Genomic DNA, 1,113 nt, shown 5'->3' with positions numbered 1-1,113 from the left:
CTCGGCCGCGTCCACAGCCGGGTAAGGGCAGCGGCCGGCGGCGGGGCAAGCAGCCTGGGGTGCCGGGGTCGATGCTGAACCTGGTCGCGGATCCGGACCAGGTGGTGCAGCATCGGCCCGATCGGTGTGTCAACCCGGCGTGCGGGATGGGTCTGGACGCCGGCCGCGAGTACGGGCGGCAGCGTCGGCAGGTGGTCGACCTGCCCAGGCCACGGCCGGTTGTCATCGAGCACCAGTTGATCGCGGTCGAATGTGCCGGGTGTGGGTAGGTCACCGTGCCTGCGGTCCCGGGCGGGGTGTCCGGTCGGGTGCAGTACGGCACGAACGTCAAGGCCGCTGCCGTGTATGCCCGCGCTGGGCAGTTCCTGTCGTACGGGCGAGTCGCCGATCTGATGGGCGATCTGCTCGGAGTGCGGGTGTCGGTCGGGTTCGTGCACCGAGTGGTGGCCGAGGCGGCGCACCGGCTGGGCCCGTTCACCACCGGCCTGGCCGCGCTGCTGCACACCGAGCAGGTGCTGCACACCGACGAGACCCCGGCCCGGGTCGATGGCGGGTTCAAGTACGTGCACGTGGCCTGCACACCCGGACTGACGTTGTTCCACGTCGGGAGACGAGCCAAGGCCGACGTCGACGCCGGTGGAGTGCTGCCCGGGTTCACCGGCACCCTGGTCCGCGACGGCTACGCCGCCTACCAGCACCTGACCGACGCCGAGCACGCCTGGTGCGGGGCGCACCTGATCCGCGACCTGCGTGGCGTCCACGAGCAGGACCCGGCCGGGCAGGAGTGGGCCGAGGTGATGGCCGGCACCCTGCTGATGGCCAAGCGATTGACCGAACAGGCCATCGCCGCCGGCCGTGGCGCGCTCACCGCGGACGAGGTCAGCCACATCCGGGCCTGCTACGCCGGGGCGATCGCCTACGGCCACGAACAGAACCCACCCGACCAGCACGGCAAGCTGTCGCGGGCCAACACACTGATCGAACGCTTCGCCGCACACCGCGACATGATCCTGCGGTTCACCGTCGACCTGGCCGTGCCGTTCACGAACAACCAGGCAGAACGCGATCTCCGCCCGGTCAAGCTCCAACAGAAGATCTCCGCGACCTGGCGAA

1 protein-coding gene and 1 pseudogene are annotated in these 1,113 nt (G+C 70.4%); both read left to right on the top strand.

Annotated features, from left to right (window positions below; genetic code table 11):
- A pseudogene (locus tag KJS59_RS00030) lies at window positions 1-269 on the top strand (IS66 family transposase zinc-finger binding domain-containing protein); the annotation flags it as partial.
- A gap of 6 nt (window positions 270-275) precedes the next feature.
- Window positions 276-1,113, top strand: an 838-nt coding sequence (gene tnpC / locus KJS59_RS00025) for an IS66 family transposase (protein ID WP_213450096.1), incomplete at its 3' end; no start/stop codon positions are given.

Origin of the sequence: Rhizomonospora bruguierae (genome assembly GCF_018397995.1) — a bacterium.
Classification (GTDB): Bacteria; Actinomycetota; Actinomycetes; order Mycobacteriales; family Micromonosporaceae; genus Rhizomonospora; species Rhizomonospora bruguierae.
Note: the sequence above shows the minus strand (reverse complement) of the source record. Positions and strands in the feature narration are given on the sequence as shown.